General features: G+C 49.3%; 12 protein-coding genes and 1 pseudogene. 4 read left to right on the top strand and 9 right to left on the bottom strand.

Annotated features, from left to right (window positions below; translation table 11 throughout):
* Positions 1-54 precede the first annotated feature (54 nt).
* Together focA and pflB are read left to right on the top strand one after the other, a co-directional pair.
* Positions 55-912: a formate transporter FocA gene (gene focA / locus F4V61_RS16480; RefSeq protein ID WP_058345536.1), complete on the top strand. Its 858-nt coding sequence runs from the start codon at positions 55-57 to the stop codon at positions 910-912.
* A gap of 60 nt (positions 913-972) precedes the next feature.
* The gene (pflB, locus tag F4V61_RS16475) at positions 973-3,255 is read left to right on the top strand and encodes a formate C-acetyltransferase (protein ID WP_058345537.1); all 2,283 of its coding nucleotides are present in this window, start codon (positions 973-975) and stop codon (positions 3,253-3,255) included.
* A 76-nt stretch (positions 3,256-3,331) separates the two neighbouring features.
* Here pflB and sopD2 read toward each other — a convergent pair whose 3' ends face one another.
* The gene (gene sopD2, locus F4V61_RS16470) at positions 3,332-4,279 is read right to left on the bottom strand and encodes a type III secretion system effector SopD2 (protein WP_080160840.1); all 948 of its coding nucleotides are present in this window, start codon (positions 4,277-4,279) and stop codon (positions 3,332-3,334) included.
* A 572-nt stretch (positions 4,280-4,851) separates the two neighbouring features.
* Between sopD2 and pflA the strand changes: the two genes are divergently transcribed.
* Positions 4,852-5,649: a pyruvate formate lyase 1-activating protein gene (gene pflA, locus F4V61_RS16460; RefSeq protein WP_000067924.1), complete on the top strand. Its 798-nt coding sequence runs from the start codon at positions 4,852-4,854 to the stop codon at positions 5,647-5,649.
* Between the two features lie 726 nt (positions 5,650-6,375).
* Here pflA and F4V61_RS16450 read toward each other — a convergent pair.
* Both F4V61_RS16450 and F4V61_RS16445 read right to left on the bottom strand, forming a co-directional pair.
* Positions 6,376-7,797, bottom strand: coding sequence for an APC family permease (locus F4V61_RS16450; RefSeq protein WP_000073214.1), 1,422 nt, complete (start codon positions 7,795-7,797; stop codon positions 6,376-6,378).
* Positions 7,798-8,014: 217 nt separating this feature from the next.
* Positions 8,015-9,163 carry an MFS transporter gene (locus F4V61_RS16445; protein ID WP_058819420.1) on the bottom strand — a complete coding sequence of 383 codons (1,149 nt, stop codon included), beginning with the start codon at positions 9,161-9,163 and terminating at the stop codon, positions 8,015-8,017.
* Positions 9,164-9,467: 304 nt separating this feature from the next.
* Between F4V61_RS16445 and F4V61_RS22080 the strand changes: the two are divergent.
* A pseudogene (locus tag F4V61_RS22080) lies at positions 9,468-10,134 on the top strand (isochorismatase family protein).
* On the opposite strand, the gene F4V61_RS16435 reads toward F4V61_RS22080, so the two are convergent.
* The 6 genes from F4V61_RS16435 to lolA all read right to left on the bottom strand — a co-directional run bounded on the left by F4V61_RS16435 (position 10,049) and on the right by lolA (position 17,730).
* A complete protein-coding gene (locus F4V61_RS16435) occupies positions 10,049-10,912 on the bottom strand; it encodes a dimethyl sulfoxide reductase anchor subunit family protein (protein WP_058345539.1) in 864 nt (287 codons plus the stop codon). The pseudogene F4V61_RS22080 and the gene F4V61_RS16435 sit on opposite strands and share 86 nt — an antisense overlap.
* 1 nt (position 10,913) lies before the next feature.
* Positions 10,914-11,531: a dimethylsulfoxide reductase iron-sulfur subunit DmsB gene (gene dmsB / locus F4V61_RS16430; RefSeq protein WP_000213069.1), complete on the bottom strand. Its 618-nt coding sequence runs from the start codon at positions 11,529-11,531 to the stop codon at positions 10,914-10,916.
* 10 nt (positions 11,532-11,541) lie between these two features.
* Positions 11,542-13,986 carry a dimethylsulfoxide reductase subunit A gene (dmsA, locus tag F4V61_RS16425; RefSeq protein WP_080160841.1) on the bottom strand — a complete coding sequence of 815 codons (2,445 nt, stop codon included), beginning with the start codon at positions 13,984-13,986 and terminating at the stop codon, positions 11,542-11,544.
* A 235-nt stretch (positions 13,987-14,221) separates the two neighbouring features.
* Positions 14,222-15,514 (bottom strand): serine--tRNA ligase, encoded by a 1,293-nt coding sequence (gene serS / locus F4V61_RS16420; protein ID WP_080160842.1) that lies wholly within the window; start codon positions 15,512-15,514, stop codon positions 14,222-14,224.
* A gap of 251 nt (positions 15,515-15,765) precedes the next feature.
* Positions 15,766-17,109, bottom strand: a complete 1,344-nt coding sequence (gene rarA, locus F4V61_RS16415) for a replication-associated recombination protein RarA (protein ID WP_080160843.1) — start codon at positions 17,107-17,109, stop codon at positions 15,766-15,768.
* Positions 17,110-17,118: 9 nt separating this feature from the next.
* On the bottom strand, positions 17,119-17,730 hold the full coding sequence (gene lolA, locus F4V61_RS16410) for an outer membrane lipoprotein chaperone LolA (RefSeq protein WP_139814956.1): 612 nt from the start codon (positions 17,728-17,730) through the stop codon (positions 17,119-17,121).
* Positions 17,731-17,843 lie beyond the last annotated feature (113 nt).

Raw genomic sequence — 17,843 nt, 5'->3', positions numbered from 1 at the left:
ATCTATAATGCTTTGTTAGTATCTCGTCGCCGACTTAATAAAGAGAGAGTTAGTGTGAAAGCTGACAACCCTTTTGACCTTTTACTCCCTGCAGCGATGGCCAAAGTGGCTGAAGAAGCGGGCGTCTATAAAGCAACGAAACATCCGCTTAAGACTTTCTACCTGGCGATTACTGCCGGCGTATTCATTTCAATTGCCTTTGTTTTTTATATTACTGCGACAACCGGTACTGGCGCGATGCCTTATGGCATAGCGAAACTTATCGGGGGTATCTGTTTCTCGTTGGGACTGATTCTCTGTGTTATTTGCGGCGCTGATCTTTTCACCTCCACTGTTCTGATTGTTGTGGCTAAAGCCAGCGGTCGCATCACCTGGGGGCAACTGGCTAAAAACTGGTTAAACGTCTATTTTGGTAACCTGATTGGCGCTCTGCTTTTCGTGTTACTGATGTGGCTTTCCGGCGAGTATATGACTGCCAACGGTCAATGGGGATTTAACGTCCTGCAAACCGCCGACCACAAAATGCACCACACTTTTATTGAAGCTGTCTGCCTTGGTATCCTGGCAAACCTGATGGTTTGTCTGGCCGTGTGGATGAGCTATTCAGGTCGCAGCCTGATGGACAAAGCGTTCATTATGGTACTGCCTGTCGCCATGTTTGTCGCCAGCGGTTTTGAGCACAGTATCGCAAACATGTTTATGATCCCTATGGGTATTGTAATACGCGATTTCGCTACACCGGAGTTTTGGACCGCGGTCGGTTCGTCTCCGGAAAGTTTTTCTCACCTGACCGTGACGAGCTTCATCACCGATAATCTGATTCCGGTCACGATCGGTAACATTATCGGCGGCGGTTTGCTGGTTGGGTTGACATACTGGGTCATTTACCTGCGTGGAAACGATCATCATTAATCTGGTCGATGCTCGTTGTACGCAGTAAATAAAAAATCCACTTAAGAAGGTAGGTGTTACATGTCCGAGCTTAATGAAAAGTTAGCCACAGCCTGGGAAGGTTTTACCAAAGGTGACTGGCAGAATGAAGTAAACGTCCGTGACTTCATCCAGAAAAACTACACTCCCTATGAGGGTGACGAATCCTTCCTCGCTGGCGCTACTGAAGCCACTACCACTCTGTGGGACAGCGTAATGGAAGGCGTTAAACAGGAAAACCGCACTCATGCGCCTGTTGACTTTGACACCTCTGTTGCTTCTACCATCACTTCGCATGACGCGGGTTATATCAACAAAGCGTTAGAAAAAATTGTTGGTCTGCAAACTGAAGCTCCGCTGAAGCGTGCGATTATCCCGTTCGGCGGCATCAAAATGGTTGAAGGTTCCTGCAAAGCGTATAATCGCGAACTGGACCCGATGCTGAAAAAAATCTTCACTGAATACCGTAAGACTCACAACCAGGGCGTATTTGACGTTTATACCCCGGACATTCTGCGTTGCCGCAAGTCCGGCGTTCTGACCGGTCTGCCGGATGCGTATGGCCGCGGTCGTATCATCGGTGACTATCGTCGCGTAGCGCTGTACGGTATTGACTACCTGATGAAAGACAAATTCGCGCAGTTTACGTCTCTGCAATCCGATCTGGAAAACGGCGTAAACCTGGAAGCGACTATCCGTCTGCGTGAAGAAATCGCTGAACAGCACCGCGCACTGGGTCAGATCAAAGAAATGGCGGCTAAATACGGCTGCGATATCTCTGGTCCGGCGACTAACGCTCAGGAAGCTATCCAGTGGACTTACTTCGGTTACCTGGCTGCGGTTAAATCTCAGAACGGCGCGGCTATGTCCTTCGGTCGCGTATCCACCTTCCTGGATGTGTACATCGAACGTGACCTGAAAGCAGGCAAAATCACAGAGCAAGACGCTCAGGAAATGATTGACCACCTGGTCATGAAACTGCGTATGGTTCGCTTCCTGCGTACTCCTGAATACGATGAACTGTTCTCCGGCGACCCGATTTGGGCAACAGAATCTATCGGTGGTATGGGCGTTGACGGCCGTACTCTGGTGACTAAAAACAGCTTCCGCTTCCTGAACACCCTGTACACCATGGGGCCATCTCCGGAGCCGAACATCACCGTTCTGTGGTCTGAAAAACTGCCGCTGAACTTCAAGAAATTCGCCGCTAAAGTTTCCATCGACACCTCTTCTCTGCAGTACGAGAATGATGACCTGATGCGTCCGGACTTCAACAACGATGACTATGCTATCGCGTGCTGCGTAAGCCCGATGATCGTTGGTAAACAAATGCAGTTCTTCGGCGCTCGTGCAAACCTGGCGAAAACCATGCTGTACGCTATCAACGGCGGCGTTGATGAAAAACTGAAAATGCAGGTTGGTCCGAAATCTGAACCGATCAAAGGCGACGTTCTGAACTTCGATGAGGTCATGGATCGCATGGATCACTTCATGGACTGGCTGGCGAAACAGTACGTCACCGCGCTGAATGTTATCCACTACATGCACGACAAGTACAGCTACGAAGCTTCTCTGATGGCACTGCATGACCGTGACGTTATCCGCACCATGGCGTGTGGTATTGCGGGCCTGTCCGTTGCTGCTGACTCTCTGTCTGCCATCAAATATGCGAAAGTTAAACCAATTCGTGACGAAGATGGTCTGGCTATCGACTTCGAAATCGAAGGCGAATATCCGCAGTTTGGTAACAACGACGCTCGTGTTGATGACATGGCGGTTGACCTTGTAGAACGTTTCATGAAGAAAATTCAGAAACTGACCACCTACCGTGGCGCTATCCCGACGCAATCTGTTCTGACCATCACCTCTAACGTTGTGTATGGTAAGAAAACGGGTAATACCCCAGACGGTCGTCGCGCAGGCGCGCCGTTCGGACCAGGTGCTAACCCGATGCACGGTCGTGACCAGAAAGGTGCTGTCGCCTCTTTGACATCAGTTGCTAAACTGCCGTTTGCTTACGCTAAAGATGGTATCTCTTACACCTTCTCTATCGTTCCAAACGCATTAGGTAAAGACGACGAAGTTCGTAAAACCAACCTGGCGGGCCTGATGGATGGTTACTTCCATCACGAAGCGTCCATCGAAGGTGGTCAGCACCTGAACGTGAATGTCATGAACCGTGAAATGCTGCTGGACGCGATGGAACATCCGGAAAAATATCCGCAGTTGACCATCCGCGTATCTGGTTACGCGGTACGTTTTAACTCCCTGACGAAAGAACAACAGCAGGACGTTATTACTCGTACCTTCACTCAGACCATGTAATGGTTTTTGACTGAAATTACGTAATAAAAAGCGTACAATAAAGGCTCCACGTCAGTGGGGCCTTTTTAACAGCTTTTTATACAAGCATATTGCGACAACAAGAATCTTTACTTATAAATAAAGAGCCATTATGTGACTTGTATAGTCTTTCCAAAATGAGATCAATTTCTCTTTTATTATTATGATAATCATCATCATCCGCCTTTAATATTTCTAACAGCCTGGTATTAGCCTCTGTAAGCTGTACTGATGGTGTATATCCCTGTAGCATAAAAAGAATCGTTGGATGCAACATATCAAATAAGACTTCCCCCTCTAAATCCCAGTAACCTATTTTAAAAAATTGGGTAGAAGCATCAAAAGAACCCATATTAAGACATTTTAGTTTTTCTATCTCCTCACGAGTAAGGTTACCATTCCATTCAACGCATGCCATGTGTCGATCTTCTCCAGATCGCATAAGTTCATAAACTGCATCCTTGATTGAGTCATCTTCATTAACTGAGCGTCTAAGGTTGGAAGCTAAGTTTTGTAACAATTCTGCATCTGAAAAAATTCTTTTACCATAACAAATACATATTTTAAAAAACAACTCTTCTTCATCCCACTCCATCGGTTTTAAAATACATTCATCCCAAACGTTGAGGAGACGTTTCAAATTCAATTTATCAATAACCTGGCCGTCGATCATAAATAAAACATGTGTCTGATTCATATTAAAACGCATAACAAAGCGGTCTTGTTGAGCTGGGTTAGCGTATTGTTTTAATCGTTCAAAAGCATATATCTTATCCATGCCGCTTACATCAACGCCAAGTTCAGCTTGCTTTTCACGCTCACATCCGTGGATGAGTTCATATAATACCTTCAGAGCCTCTTCTTTTTTGTGTGTTCTGAAATATTCCTTAAGTCGATCCCATGGCCCCATGTATAGCGCTTCTTTTTTGTCAGAACTCAGCAAACGGGATATCCGTGTATGATTAACTTCATAACGACGATCACCAAAATTTAACGTAACTGGCATAATAACTCACTTGATTGATTATAAGCAAAATCCAATCTCAATCCCGCTGCTCTCATTTTTTCTGATTTACCCAGCCAAACTCTTAAAAGATTGAATCAGTCCGGTTTTAGAAATGACATCAGATTTATACCTGATTACACCTTGAATGTGACTTCTGACTGGATCAAACATAATGATTTTGGAAACATCTGAATTCTGTTGAGAATTATTTTCGTTCTGACCAGAATGGAACAACGCTCCTTCAAACAGGATAACATTAAAACCAGGGAGATATGGATGCTACACTTACGACATGCATGCGATTCAGGCGTTAAACAGAGGTTCAGCATAGGTTAATAAGTCAGGATTGCCTTGTGGTCTAGTTATACAGCATACATTTGCCGTATATTTTATAGTAAATAGAGGTAAAATAGGGCCATTGCAGCACATTTTGGAATACTCACACATTCTGTAGTCCAAAATTTACGCTCGCAATACTGCTGTTTTACAGGATGCAGCCCCCATAATATGGTGCTCAAAATACCCGGAATGTGTCCATAAACCCCACGTTATTTAGAGCTAGCCGAAGCGATATGAGTAACTTAACTGATTGTATTAAAAAAGAAAATATTGCAGTAACCGCTGATAAAAATCCTCTTATTGGCCGCATTCACTCTTTTGAATCCTGTGGCACTGTTGATGGCCCAGGCATCCGCTTTATTACCTTTTTCCAGGGCTGCCTGATGCGCTGCCTGTATTGCCATAATCGCGACACATGGGATACGCATGGCGGTAAAGAAGTCACTGTTGAAGACTTAATGAAAGAGGTTGTGACCTATCGTCATTTTATGAATGCTTCCGGCGGCGGCGTGACAGCGTCCGGTGGCGAGGCCATTTTACAGGCAGAATTTGTGCGAGACTGGTTTCGTGCCTGTAAAAAAGAAGGTATCCACACCTGTCTCGACACTAACGGTTTTGTACGCCGTTATGATCCGGTGATTGATGAACTACTGGAAGTCACCGATTTGGTGATGCTCGATCTCAAACAGATGAATGATGAGATCCACCAGAATCTGGTTGGCGTATCCAATCACCGGACACTGGAATTCGCTCAGTACTTATCAACGAAAAATGTAAAGGTCTGGATCCGTTACGTTGTAGTTCCCGGCTGGTCTGACGACGATGATTCTGCGCATCGTCTGGGAGAGTTTACTCGCGATATGGGCAATGTCGAAAAAATCGAACTGCTGCCCTATCATGAGTTGGGCAAACATAAATGGGTAGCAATGGGCGAAGAATACAAGCTGGATGGCGTGAAACCGCCTAAAAAAGAAACCATGGAGCGCGTAAAAGGTATTCTTGAGCAGTATGGTCATAAAGTGATGTATTAACCGCCGACTAAGTTATCCGCTTTTGAACGGCTCCAATAATGGTAGCCGTTTTGTTTTCTGGATAACGCTCTTACCGCTAGAATACCAGGACAATTATTTGCTGTTCCGGTGCCTGTTAACGCTGTTATATCTTCCTGGAGCCCAGGCAATTCGTTACTATCAAACGTAAGAGCGATGGGTTATCCTACTTCAGAGGCCGTAACGGTATATACTGGAAGGGTGATGTCCGGTAGGATAGTTCCTCATGGCGATCAGGATTAACAGCACCAGTAACCTTAAAACTAGTGGTAATCTGATAGTCTTCGGCCATTCCCGCATACGCATCCACGGGCAAACTCAAGGCCATTACTGACGGTTGCCACATTAATTGCCTCAGCATCTCTACGGTGTTCAGGTTCAACCACCAGCGGTCCGAACGCTACAAAAGCAAAGTTACACGAGTTCATCCGGCGCCCACAGGGCAGACTGAGTAAACAACATCACCATAGAAAATGAATCGCTAGTGGTTTATTTTTTGAATAGCATTCTACCTATAAATCATTTATAAAAATAAAAAATATATCGTTGCCTCTTCAAAAATCGCAAGGTAAATAAACCAGTCAAAAAGTGCAGCAACATCCTCCAATGCAATAAATTACATAATTTTCAAAGGAATATGCTTAATAATATCCTTAATAATTTTATAAAGGCGCCCGCATATAAGGAGCGCCGTTAAAAAGACTCCCGTTATGCGTTTCTACGCGCCAGTAACGGAAAAATTAAGCCCAATCCGACCAGTACGAAAGGCGTTCCAATATTAAGCGTAAGCTGGAATACCCACTCTGGCGTGAACGCCTCCATTTTGGGAAAAATACCGGTAAGGCAAGCGAAAGCGGTGAAGGCAAAGCACCAAATCCCCACGGTTAACGCCAATGCCCGATTGCGAATAAACACATATTCGGGTTTGTACTTTTGCGCCAGTCGAATGACGGCAATAAAGGCGACAAATACCCACAGATAGCGCAGCGGCATAACGACTGAGTTGAGATTAAGCAGCCATTTATACAGGTTGTTCATATCGCCGATGCCTAGTGTTGGCAGCATAATCAAGATGGCGACCAGCACTAACGTCAGCAAATAGCCGTTAACTGGCGTACCTGAAGCGTTAGTACGACATAAGCGCTGCGGGATATATTTACTGTCTGCATCACCCAGCAATACTTTCAGTGGCGCATCAATAGAAAACACCAGCGCGGCGATTTGCCCCAGCGTATTGGCAATGGCATAAATCACCATTAATGTATTACCCAGATGGTAATACTCACCCAGTTTCTGGAACGCATAATACTGCCCGTTGGTCATTAAATCGTCGGGTATGTGGCGGGAGTCAAACATCATTCCCATCGCCAACGAACCGAGGATAGCGCAGACCGCAACCATGACAGCTAAAAAGAGCATCCCTTTCGGAAACTCTTTTCCAGGATTCCGCGTCTGGTTGACGTAAGGCGAGATCTTCTCCGCCCCGCCAACCGCAAAGACCAACATAGATATGGTGGTGATATAGGTAAAATCGATATGGGGAATAAATGACTGCCAGGTGATGTTAGCGGTCGCAATTTCAACGCTTGTAATTGCCGGCGCGGTTACTGCCATCACAACGTATAAAATTGACATGATAAACATGGCAATCCCAGCCACAGACCCAACAACCTTTAACGATTTCATCCCCCGGGAAGCAACCCACATAAAGAAAACAAACAACGCCAGCGTCAGCCCCTGCAACGCAACGACGGTATACTCTTTTATCAACGAGCCGTCGCCTTTTAATGCCCATCCCAATGCAATGAGTATCGCCTGCGGCTTTTGCGCCAGGTAGGGTATATGCACCACCCAATAGGTCCATGCCGCAAGGTAAGCCAGTCCCGGCCCCATGGTATGCTTAATCCAGGTACTGACGCCCCCTTTTCCCTCTTTGAAGGTGGAGCCCAGTTGACCCACGATCAAGGCATAAGGAATAAAATAGAGCGCAAAAATAAACACCCAGGAAAAGACAACCACTAACCCCTGGTTAGCATAGTTATTGACAACATTGCCGAATCCCCAAACGGTAATAAACGACATCAAGGCGATGTTGTACCATCGCAACTGTTTTTCTTGCACATTCGACATAACGCGATCCTTCGTGAACACAATGTTATTGCTATAAATGAAGCGGGGAATTATGCGCGGTAAAAACGAGGAGAGAAAATAGAGGAACGCAAAATTATAAGCTTCGGCACATTTTATTTTTCAGCGACGCAAGAAAATTATGCAGGTCAATTATTCCACGTAAAACGTAAACAAAGAGTATGCAAGACTCACGTCCTGCATACGATTCAGAGAACAATTAGATATGGGCGACAGGATTGGGCGTCTGGCCGGCGTTACGCAACAGCATCAGCAGATAAATAAATGATACGCTGGCAATCATGATAAACAGCAGATTATCTGAATAATTCTGCATTAACATCGCGGTAAAAGACGGTCCCAACAAGCTCCCTACCGTATAACTTAACAACAGCGCCTGGTTCATAGCCACAAGCTGGTGATGTTCGACTTTTTCACAGGCCCAGGCCATCGCGACCGGATAAAGCGTAAAACCCGCCGCCCCAAGAATAAACAGCGCAGGCGCCATCGCCGCCTGGGTTAACATGACAATACTGCCAAGTATCACAACGAATACCTGTACGCGTAACACCAGTAAGCGACCAAATTTATCCGCCAGACGCCCCACTGGCCATTGCCCCAAAATACCGGCACTAACCAAAACCGCCATCCAGAAACCGATGCTGGCGTTAGCCATCCCCTGATGCTTCAGATATAACGGCATCAGGCCATATAATGAACCGAGAACAATGCCGGAAATAATACAACCATTCACGCCAAGACGCGCCTGGCGTAGCTTCAGCATGGCGCTAATAGAAGTGGAATAACGCGCTTCCGTTTGCTGATTAACAATCCGGGTAAAGAGTAGCGGTAAAATTCCCGCCAGAATCATACCCGTAACCCAAGGGAGGACGTGCAGCAATTCGCCAGACACTTTACTGACCAGTAACTGTCCGAGAAAGGTCCCCACGTAATAGACCATCATATATGCCGCAAGCAGGCGCCCGCGATTATGCGAGGTTCCGCTGCACATCAGCGCGCTTTCGACAACAACCCAAATCATTGCGCAGCCGATGCCTGCAATAAAACGCCAGCTCATCCAGCTCCAGAATCCCACCATTACTCCCAATCCAACACAACCTGCGGCGAAAATCAGCGAGGCAAGATAATAGCTGCGGTTAAATCCAATGCGTTTAATTAAATACCCGGTAAATAACGTCCCGACCAGATTGCCGGTAAAATAAGATGAACTGACCATACCTACCTGCCAGGTAGGAAGGCTTGCCTGAGCAAGCCACAGCGGAACAAGGGTATTCAGTACCGCAATGGCCAGAGTCAACAAAAGTAGCCCGCACAGCAAAAGCTTGACGGGACGGGTATAGGTGGACATGAATAAAAACCGTGAGGAAGTTCAAATTTCATGCGCATCATGCCATCGCCAAAAACATTGTCAATCGGCTCCACATGGGCGATCTGCGACTTTTGAGACTATCGATTTGATTTACTGATTCTGAAGGTGAATATATTGAAACGCTAAAATTTCATCCCCTTGTTTTTATTGATCTAACTTGCAAAAGCGGCGTTTCGTTCAGTCGAAAAATTTCATGGTTCCTTCAGGCTCGTTTTTCCGTTCTATGCATTCAGGAAAAGGTTACACCGCAAGACTTTCTCTCCCCCTTCAAACGGAGAAGGTAATGACCAGACCTTATGTTCGTCTCGATAAAAATGATGCCGCCGTGCTGTTGGTTGATTATCAGGCCGGTTTGCTTTTACTGGCTCGGGATATCGAACCGGATAAGTTTAAGAATAATATGCTCGTCCTCAACGATTTAGCGAAATCCTTCAACCAGCCTATTAATACCTGGGGATAATGAAGATTTCGTCAATGCAGTCAAGGCAACCGGCAAACAGTAATTAATTATCGCGGGCGTCGTCACCGAGGTATGCGTGGCATTCCCCGCTCTGTCGGCTATTGAGGAAGGTTTTGACGTTTTTGTTGTGACCGATGCTTCGGGCACATTTAATGAAATTACCCGCCACTACGCGTGAGATCGTATGTCTCAGGCTGGCGCTCAGTTAATGACATGGTTTGGCGTCGCGTACGAATTACACCGAGACTGACGAAACGATATTGCAGGTCTGGCTACGCTGTTTTTAAATCACATTCTGGATTATCGCAATTTGATGACCAGCTATGATACGCTGACGAAACAGAAAATAGAAAACCGGGGCTTTCGCCCCGGTTGTATTCCACAGCCGAATAAGCGGCAGTATATTAGCTGGCTACCGCCATGCCCACGGTCATATGCAGACCATAGAATACGCCGCGGCCAATCAGTTCCCCTACCAGCATCAAAATGAAGGCGACAGAGAGCAACGGTACCGCAGGTTGATACCCTTTTAACTGCGGCACAATCCAGCAGCACAACGCCGCCGCCAGCAGCACCATACGCCAGGCCATCAGCGAACCATAATCCGGCACCAGAGCAGACGCCTGCTGGATGGAACTGTGAATTGTCGCCAGTTCCGCGCCCTGCATGGCCGCCATAATAGCGATAACCACCAGCGCCAGCACCGAAACCGCAGGCAACAGACGCATCGCCCAACCGTTCACGCCCGCGATGCGCAGCAGCAGATACCCCAGTAGCGGGCCACCCATAAAGAGCGTCAGGAAGAAGCACAGCGGCGTCCAGATGCTATACCAGGTCGGTACTGTATCGATGCTGTTATACACGCGTACCATCATCCAGACGAAGACGACGCCCAGTACCATCGTGATAATCAGCCAGAGTGTGCGCAATGCCGACGGCAGCTTTTTCAGTACCGCCAGCAGCCAGCCAATCCCGCCGACCGCAAAAAACACCGAGCCGCTGGCAATTTCATTGCTCAGTGCGGAAGCGCCCACACGGTTAAGCGAGTTAAACGCACGCATCGGCGAGCCCAGATGCAGCATCGAGGCGATAAAGCCAATCCCCATCAGCACCCACAGACCAAACATACAGGCGATCACCCGCTGCTGCGTTTCCGCGCGCAGATCGCCTTTCATCAGCGCCAGAGCCAGAACAATAAAACCACCGGCCACGCACTGACCAAAGACCGTGAAGATCATCAACGGCCATTCATGCCATCCACTTCCCATCTTATACCTCCTTCGGATTGGCCAGATAACCGGTGGTGTCCCCGGTCGGGCGGCTGTTGGCGTTGGGTTTAATCACAATATTCGGCTTCGTGAAATGCGCGCGCGGCAGCGGCGCGACGGCAGCCAGCTCACCGTGTTTTTTACGCAGCTCGTCTATCGGGCCGAAATCCAGCGCCCGCAGCGGGCAGGATTCCACGCAAATCGGTTTCTTGCCTTCCGCCACCCGGTCATAACACCCGTCGCACTTGGTCATATGACCTTTGGCCGCGTTGTATTGCGGCGCACCGTACGGGCAGGCCATGTGGCAGTAGCGGCAGCCGATACAGACCTCTTCATTCACCACCACAAAACCGTCATCGCGCTTGTGCATCGCGCCGCTCGGGCAGACTTTGGTACAGGCCGGGTCTTCGCAGTGATTGCACGAAATGGAGAGGTAATAGGCGAAGACGTTCTGGTGCCAGACGCCGTTATCTTCCTGCCAGTCGCCGCCTGCATACTCATAAATGCGGCGGAAGCTGACATCCGGGGTCAAATCTTTGTAGTCCTTGCAGGCCAGTTCGCAGGTTTTGCAACCGGTGCAACGGCTGGAATCAATAAAAAATCCATACTGGGTTGTCATCGGTTACTCCTTACGCCTTTTCAACCTGAACGAGGTTCGTATGTGACGGGTTCCCCTTCGCAAGCGGGGAAGGACGTTGGGTCGTCAGTACGTTAATACATCCGCCCTGATCCACACGTTTTGCATCCGGGTCGTACCATGCGCCTTCTCCCAAGGCGACCACGCCCGGCATCATGCGCGGCGTCACTTTAGCCTCGATATGTACTTCGCCGCGATCGTTAAAGATGCGGACTTTATCACCATTGTTGATACCGCGTTTCTGGGCATCCATTGGGTTGATCCACATTTCCTGGCGGCAGGCGGCTTTCAGTACGTCTACGTTGCCATAAGTGGAATGAACACGCGCTTTATAGTGGAAGCCCGTCAACTGTAGCGGGAATTTATCTGTCAGCGGATCGTTATAGTTTTCAAAACCTGGCGTGTAGATCGGTAATGGATCGATCACGTCGCCTTCCGGCAGTTCCCAGGTAGCGGCGATATCCGCCAACGCCTGTGAATAGATTTCAATCTTGCCCGATGGCGTTGTCAGTGGATTCGCTTGCGGATCTTCGCGGAAGTCTTTATAGGCGACATGGTGGCCTTCAGGGTCACGCTGTTTGAAGATGCCTTGCTTACGGAACTCCTCAAAGGTGGGCAGATTCGGAATGGATTTACGCGACTGTTCGTAAAGATGACGCATCCACTCTTCTTGCGTCCGCCCTTCGGTAAACTGTTGCTCCACGCCAAGACGTTTAGCCAGTTCGCTGGTCATCTCATAAATCGTCTTACACTCGAAGCGCGGTTTAATCGCCTGGTCAGTGAAGATAACGTAAGACATGTTCCCGCAGGAGGCATCCAGCGCAAAGTCCATCTGCTCAGAAGCAGTGCAATCCGGTAACAGAATATCGGCGTATTTCGCCGACGAGGTCATATGACAGTCGATGACGACAATCATTTCGCACTTCTTGTCATCCTGCAGGATTTCGTGGGTGCGGTTAATCTCAGAGTGCTGGTTAATCAGACAGTTGCCAGCATAGTTCCAGATCATTTTGATCGGCACATCCAGCTTATCTTTACCCCGCACGCCATCACGCAGCGCCGTCATTTCCGGGCCGCGCTCAATGGCATCGGTCCACATAAACATGGAGATGCTGGTTTCAACCGGGTTTTCCAGCGTGGGCATACGCTCAAACGGCAAATCGTATGAGCCTTCGCGCGCGCCGCTGTTACCGCCGTTAATCCCGACATTACCCGTCAGGATCGCCAGCATCGAGATAGCGCGCGTGGCGATTTCTCCATTAGCATGACGCTGTGGTCCCCACCCCTGGCAAATATAGGCGGGTTTAGCGCTGCCGATTTCTCGCGCCAGTTTAATAATGCGATCCGCCGGGATGCCGGTAATCTGCGCCGCCCATTCCGGCGTCTTCGCAATACCGTCTTTGCCCTGGCCCAGGATATAAGCTTTATAGTGACCGTTTTTCGGCGCGCTGGCAGGCAAGGTTTTTTCGTCATAACCGACGCAGTATTTATTCAGGAACGGCTGATCGACCATGTTCTCAGTGATTAAAACATACGCCAGGCCATTGACCAACGCCGCATCGGTACCGGGACGAATCGGAATCCACTCATCTTCGCGACCGGCGCCGGTATCGGTGTAACGGGGATCGATAATGATCATCCGCGCATTTGATTTCTGCCGCGCCTGTTCAAGGTAATACGTTACGCCGCCCCCGCTCATTCGGGTTTCGCCAGGATTATTGCCAAACAACACCACCAGCTTACTGTTTTCAATGTCGGACGGACTATTACCATCCGCCCAGCCGCCATAGGTGTAGTTCAGACCCGCGGCGATTTGCGCGGAAGAGTAATCGCCGTAATGGTTGAGATAACCGCCACAGCAGTTCATCAGACGGGCGACCAGCGTTTTTCCCGGCGGCCATGAACGTGTCATGGTTCCCCCCAGAGTTCCCGTGCCATAGTTCAGGTAAATGGACTCGTTGCCATACTCTTTGATCAGACGCTGCATATTGGTAGCGATGATATCGTAGGCTTCATCCCAGCTAATACGCTCAAATTTACCTTCGCCACGCGCGCCGACGCGCTTCATCGGATACTTGAGACGATCCGGGTTATAAACGCGACGACGCATAGAGCGACCGCGCAGGCAGGCGCGAACCTGGTGCAGGCCATCGTAATCATCGTTTCCGGTATTATCCGTTTCTACATATTTGATTTCGCCATCCACGACATGCATACGTAGCGGACAACGGCTGCCGCAGTTTACCGTACAGGCGCTCCAGACGACTTTCTCGCCTATTTTCGCCGGACTTATCGCCTCTGCGGCGTGAGCGATGCGGGTAAATGGCAGGGTAAATGCGCTGCAGGCCATCGCCAGGCCGCCTATCGCGGTGGTTTTGACTAAACCACGACGGCTCACCTCGGCTGCCAGCACGACATCAGGGATCTCAGTTTTCATAAGGGCTCACTCTGCTGCTCACAATAAAAAACAATAAATCGATGCATAGAATTTTGTATAGCGATAGTATCGTTATAAAGCCTGATATATATCGAAAAAGTAGAAAAATAGCGTTAAAAACTGACCTTCATTCGAAACCAGTATTACCCCTAATAGAGTAGGGATTATTGTCCAGTATCAAATTGGCATAAAAAAAGCGCCCGAAGGCGCTTTTTAGAAGAGGAGAAAGCGAGGATTAGCCGATATATTCCAGCCCGTTCATGTACGGACGTAATACTTCCGGCACCTCAATGCGACCATCAGCCTGCTGATAGTTTTCCATCACGGCCACCAGGGTACGTCCTACCGCCAGACCAGAACCGTTCAGGGTATGTACCAGACGGGTCTTTTTGTCGGACTTGCTGCGACAGCGTGCCTGCATACGGCGCGCCTGGAAGTCCCAGATGTTAGAACAGGAGGAGATCTCACGGTAGGTATTCTGCGCCGGAACCCAGACTTCAAGGTCATAAGTTTTGCAGGCGCCGAAGCCCATATCGCCGGTACACAGGATGATTTTACGGTACGGCAGTCCCAGTAGCTGGAGCACTTTTTCCGCATGGCCGGTCATCTCTTCCAGCGCAGCCATGGAATCTTCCGGGCGAACGATCTGCACCATCTCCACTTTATCGAACTGATGCATACGGATCAGACCACGGGTATCACGACCATAAGAACCCGCTTCAGAGCGGAAACATGGCGTATGCGCGGTCATTTTAATCGGTAGTTGATCTTCGTCGATGATTTCATCGCGCACCAGGTTGGTCAGCGGTACCTCCGCCGTCGGGATCAATGCATAGTTGCTGCTGTCCGCTTCTTCTTCCAGCGGACGGGTGTGGAACAGATCGCCTGCAAACTTCGGCAGTTGGCCGGTGCCGTATAGCGTGTCGTGGTTAACCAGATACGGTACGTAATTTTCACTATAACCGTGCTGTTCCGTGTGCAAATCCAGCATAAACTGCGACAATGCGCGATGCATACGCGCAATCTGCCCTCTCATCACCACAAAACGGGAGCCGGTCAGCTTAACCGCGGCGGCAAAGTCGAGGCCAGAATGCATTTCACCTAATGTGACGTGATCGCGGATTTCAAAATCAAACTCACGCGGAGTACCCCAGCGGCTGACTTCAACGTTGTCGTTTTCATCTTTGCCTACCGGCACTTCATCCGCAGGCAGATTTGGAATGGTTAGCGCGATATCGCGGATCTCCGCCAGCAAGGTCTCCAGCTCGGCTTTCGCCGCATCCAGCTCTTCGCCCAGTTTATTCACTTCCCGGCGTAAAGGCTCGATATCTTCCCCGCGCGCTTTCGCCTGGCCGATGGATTTCGATCGAGAATTACGCTCTGCCTGCAGGTTTTCCGTGTTGACCTGCAAAACTTTACGACGCTCTTCAAGAGCGCGCAGCTTATCTACATCCAGCTTAAAGCCCCGGCGTACCAGTTTTTCAGCGACTGCGTCTGGCTCATTACGCAGCAGATTGGGATCGAGCATGCTTATCCTGTGCTTATCGAATAATAAAAGGAAACGCGATCAATTGACGATCGCATCTGATTGTATTGATGAACGTAAAACCCGTTTACCTGATGGCGACGTTTTCGCCTTATCAGGCCAACAACAACGCATCCATTGCGCCATCCCCGTCGGCTCATAAGCAACGCGCTATCAGGCATAACGAGATTCATCATCAACGCCATGATACCTACGGCATCATATTTAGAGATAACCTTACCGCAACGTTTACACTAGCGGTAGCGTTTTGTGGGGCTATTTTGATCCTGTTCAGCCAGCCAGGCGAGCTTTTCGCCAATCTTGCCTTCCAGACCGCGATTTGTCGGATGATAATAACGCGTTTTCGCGATTTCCGGCGGGAAGTACACTTCACCCGCAGCATAGGCATTGGGTTCATCATGGGCATAACGGTACTCCTGACCATATCCCATCTCTTTCATCAGTTTGGTCGGCGCATTGCGTAAGTGTACTGGAACGTCATAATCAGGACGTTCACACGCGTCGGCCAATGCAGCTTTAAAAGCGGTATAGACAGCGTTGCTCTTCGGCGCGCAGGCGAGATAAACGATAGCCTGAGCGATCGCCCTTTCGCCTTCAGCCGGGCCAACGCGGGTAAAACAATCCCAGGCGGCAATGGCAACCTGCATCGCACGCGGATCGGCATTACCGACATCTTCCGAAGCGATCGCCAGGCAGCGACGCGCCACGTACAGCGGATCGCCTCCCGCGGTAATAATACGGGCATACCAATAGAGGGCGGCATCCGGCGCGCTACCGCGCACCGATTTATGTAAGGCGGAAATAAGATCGTAGAAGCGATCGCCTTTGTTATCAAAACGCGCGCTACGCTCGCCGGCGATCTCGGTCAATAACGCGGGCAATAAAACACGTTTGCCGCTGTCATCCACCTCCGCCATATCGGCCATCATTTCAAGCGTATTTAAGGCGCGCCGCGCATCGCCATTGACCAGTTCAGCAATCGCTCGCCGTGTCTCATCCGGCAACACGATATCCTGATCGCCATAACCACGCGTTTTGTCCTGCATCGCCTGGTCCAGCACCTGTTCAATATCGTCGATGGTCAACGATTTCAGCAGATAGACACGCGCTCGCGACAGTAGCGCCGAGTTCAGTTCAAAAGAGGGGTTTTCCGTAGTCGCGCCGATAAAGGTGATAGTGCCATCTTCGATATGCGGTAAAAAGGCGTCCTGCTGGCTTTTGTTAAAGCGATGGACTTCATCGACAAACAGGATGGTGCGGCGTCCGGCATTACGATTCTGGCGGGCGCGTTCGATAGCTTCGCGAATCTCTTTCACGCCGGAAGTAACAGCGGAAATACGCTCAACATCGGCGCTGGCGTAGCGGGCGATAACTTCGGCGAGCGTGGTTTTCCCCGTGCCTGGCGGCCCCCATAAAATCATAGAGTGCAGATGTCCTGCCTCAATAGCGCGGGGCAATGGTTTACCTGCGGCCAGCAAATGCTGCTGGCCGATATACTGCGCTAAATTTTCCGGCCGCATTCGCGCGGCCAGCGGTTGAAACGTACTATCCGAAAAATCGAGCGACAGGTTGCTCACTCATCGCCTCTACTTACGTTGGTCATCTATCGTTACCCCTTGCGGCGGAGTAAACGTAAATTTCGATGGGTCGACAGCGCCATTTTGCTGGGATTTCAGTTGATAGGCACTGCGCTGATCGTCTTGTTCTACGGCACTGAACTGGTGGATAGTCCCGTCGCGTCCTACGTTGATGGTGAACTGTTTCAGATTGCCGTTGCTGGCTTTCGGCGTCAGCACAAAATTATCGCCATCTTGCTTAATATTATACTGTTGCCAGTCGCTGGACTGGTTGCGGGCAATCAGCATGAACGGCGTATTACCGGTGGCATCTTTCAGCCACGTAGCAGTAGCCTGCTCCACAAACGGATTATAGAACCATAACGTTTTACCGTCAGAAACCAGGATACTCTCGTCGGGTTGCGTCATATGCCAATTGAATAAATTGGGTCGCTTAACCCATAAATCACCCTGACCTTCCTGCACCGCCGCTCCGCTGCCATCGGTGACTTTTTGGGTAAAGCTGGCGTGAAAGCTGCTCACTTTATCCAGACGGCTTTTTAAATCACTGGTGGCGTCAGCCCATACGCTGCTGACTACAACACTTGAAAGTAATGCGCAGGCGATTGCCATTTTTTTCATCATGATTCCTCAAATTTCGATACTCCCGACCAGGAGCTCCTTTTGCTTTCTATTCCAGGCCAAAAATCAGCATGAGGAAAGAAGAAAATACTGAATTTTGTTGCCGGATGGCA

The organism is Salmonella enterica subsp. arizonae, from assembly GCF_008692845.1.
GTDB classification, from domain to species: domain Bacteria; phylum Pseudomonadota; class Gammaproteobacteria; order Enterobacterales; family Enterobacteriaceae; genus Salmonella; species Salmonella arizonae.
This window is presented reverse-complemented; position numbering and strand designations above follow the sequence as displayed.

Excerpts from the sequence above, each read along its gene's own strand:
- pflB (WP_058345537.1), top strand. The coding sequence starts at position 973 with ATGTCCGAGCTTAATGAAAAGTTAGCCACAGCCTGGGAAGGTTTTACC.
- sopD2 (WP_080160840.1), bottom strand. The coding sequence starts at position 4,279 with ATGCCAGTTACGTTAAATTTTGGTGATCGTCGTTATGAAGTTAATCAT.
- pflA (WP_000067924.1), top strand. The coding sequence starts at position 4,852 with ATGAGTAACTTAACTGATTGTATTAAAAAAGAAAATATTGCAGTAACC.
- F4V61_RS16450 (WP_000073214.1), bottom strand. The coding sequence starts at position 7,797 with ATGTCGAATGTGCAAGAAAAACAGTTGCGATGGTACAACATCGCCTTG.
- F4V61_RS16445 (WP_058819420.1), bottom strand. The coding sequence starts at position 9,163 with ATGTCCACCTATACCCGTCCCGTCAAGCTTTTGCTGTGCGGGCTACTT.
- F4V61_RS16435 (WP_058345539.1), bottom strand. The coding sequence starts at position 10,912 with ATGGGAAGTGGATGGCATGAATGGCCGTTGATGATCTTCACGGTCTTT.
- dmsB (WP_000213069.1), bottom strand. The coding sequence starts at position 11,531 with ATGACAACCCAGTATGGATTTTTTATTGATTCCAGCCGTTGCACCGGT.
- dmsA (WP_080160841.1), bottom strand. The coding sequence starts at position 13,986 with ATGAAAACTGAGATCCCTGATGTCGTGCTGGCAGCCGAGGTGAGCCGT.
- serS (WP_080160842.1), bottom strand. The coding sequence starts at position 15,514 with ATGCTCGATCCCAATCTGCTGCGTAATGAGCCAGACGCAGTCGCTGAA.
- lolA (WP_139814956.1), bottom strand. The coding sequence starts at position 17,730 with ATGAAAAAAATGGCAATCGCCTGCGCATTACTTTCAAGTGTTGTAGTC.